Annotated in this window: 1 protein-coding gene; it reads left to right on the forward strand. The window is 42.9% G+C overall.

All coding sequences use genetic code 11. The features are described 5' to 3' along the window. Nucleotides 1-138 precede the first annotated feature (138 nt). Nucleotides 139-1,926: a S41 family peptidase gene (locus tag L1D50_RS22795; RefSeq protein ID WP_239966915.1), complete on the forward strand. Its 1,788-nt coding sequence runs from the start codon at nucleotides 139-141 to the stop codon at nucleotides 1,924-1,926. Nucleotides 1,927-2,154 lie beyond the last annotated feature (228 nt).

Raw genomic sequence — 2,154 nt, forward strand, 5'->3', positions numbered from 1 at the left:
AATATAAGTATATTAAACAATTGCTTAGCCTTTATTTTGAGTGTTTGTTAAGAGTTGTAGAAGTACAAAATCCTGATATTGCACGCCATATTAAGTCGTTATAGGTAATCTTGGGTTAAATCGATAACAAGGATAAAGATGATGTATTCAAGTTTTCTCACTCATGTGGCCACTTGCCTGGCTTTTAGTAGTTTGTTTATCGCGCAGCCTGCAAAGGCTGAACCTATTCGGGCGCTGACATCAACGAGCGAACAAGCGCATGTTGCTCAGCAACTAAATGTTCAATCCCCAGTGGATTATCTAAATACACGGATAAATGCACTAGCGTTGGTACGCAGCAAAAATTGGCAACAGGCGTTACCACAACTACAAAAGCTCACTAGGTCGTATCAAGATGACGGAGACACTTGGTATCTATTGGGATTAACGCAAATACAATTAGCGCAATATGAGCAAGCTATCATTGCGCTGAAAAAGGCGTTGTCACTGGGCGTAAACCTAACCAATGTACCTACTGGTTCACGCCCCTCAAATGACATTATGATAAAGATTGCAGGCGCGTATGCCGCGCTAAGTAAAGTGGATGAAGCTAATGAGTGGCTGAGTAAGTCTTTGTCAGCGCGGTATGACGAACGCAGTAGCTTAGCAAATAAAAGTGTTTTCGACCCCATCAAAGGTAACCAGCAATTTCAGCACCTTACAGGTAATTATAAAGACACTTCGCTCACCCGAGAGCAACAGTGGAATGCGGATTTAGATTTCTTACTCTCAGAAATTAAGCGATTGCATGTTAACGAACAGGCAAGTAACAACCCGGATTTAATTACATTGGCAAATAATTTGCGCTCAGATATACCCAAGTTAACTGATCAGCAAATTGTCTTCGGTATGATGCAAATGATAGGCAGGCTTGGTAACGGGCATAACTTTATCGTACCGACCTTCGGAGAAAAAGGGAATTTCACTCGTTTGCCAGTGCAGTTTTATGCCTTTATCGATGGCCTTTACATTGTTGATGCTGAAGCTGAGTTTAGTGATTTAATCGGCCATAAAGTCACAGCCTTTGGACAAACACCAACCGCAGAAGCAATGGCGAAAGTTGCCGAAATTAATCCACGAGATAATGAAATGCAGCAGCTTTGGCTTGCGCCTTATTACCTCGCCATGCCCGAAGTACTCGCAGGACTAGAGTTAAGCGATGCGTCAAATGAGGCGTCTATCACGGTAGAAAATGCACAGAATATGCAAAAGACCATTCGCCTTAGAGGTCGAACATTTGAATTTCGCGGCTTTCCGACTTTGCCAGAAAATCATCAAAAAAGCCCACAATATCTGCAAAACGTCACTAAACCTTATTGGTACGAAGTGGATAAAAGCAATGGGATTTTGTACGTACAGTTTAATGCCGTTGCACAGATGAAAACGCAGTCGCTAGCGCAATTTAGTGCGGAGTTGATAGAGAAAATAAAACACGCTGAAGTAAGCCACTTGGTGCTGGATTTACGACACAATAGTGGTGGCAATGGCTCCATCTTACCACCATTACTAAAGGCACTTATTTATTTTGAAGCGGCAAAGCCAGCAGGCAAGTTATTTGTAGTGATGGGACGTAATACCTTTTCAGCAGCGCAAAACCTCTTAACCAATATCGATAGTTTTACCAATGCAATCTTGGTTGGAGAACCAAGTGGCTCTCGGCCAAATCATATTGGTGAAGCTGGAAGGTTCCGTTTACCGTTCAGTGGGGTGTTTGGGCTCGTTTCGTCGCAGTTTCATCAAACTTCTCGCGCAGAAGACCACCGTATTTGGATTGCACCACATATGCCGGTATTGCCAGACTCTGCAAGCTACTTCAATGGTGTAGATCCCGCCATGAAAGCCATTTATAGTGTATTGGATAAAAACGTCGATGGTTTGAGTAAGTAACCAACCATTGCGTTAGTTGAGCGCTTTTTTAGGTCAAACCATAAAAGGAAGTGGCATAAATGATAATTCCGGCAGCGTTATTGTTGCCGGTGTTTTTTGAGTGGGTTGTTTTCTTTGTGATTGCCGCTTTGCTGTATTTCTCCGTTTAAGTGCATGCGCAGACTATCTCAAACGTAAGCCTGCAAAAAGAGGGACGAGGGGTGCTATCAATTCCTGAACCGTTATGCT

This window comes from Pseudoalteromonas sp. Isolate6 (assembly GCF_022398435.1).
GTDB classification, from domain to species: domain Bacteria; phylum Pseudomonadota; class Gammaproteobacteria; order Enterobacterales; family Alteromonadaceae; genus Pseudoalteromonas; species Pseudoalteromonas galatheae.

Excerpts from the sequence above, each read along its gene's own strand:
- L1D50_RS22795 (WP_239966915.1), top strand. The coding sequence starts at position 139 with ATGATGTATTCAAGTTTTCTCACTCATGTGGCCACTTGCCTGGCTTTT.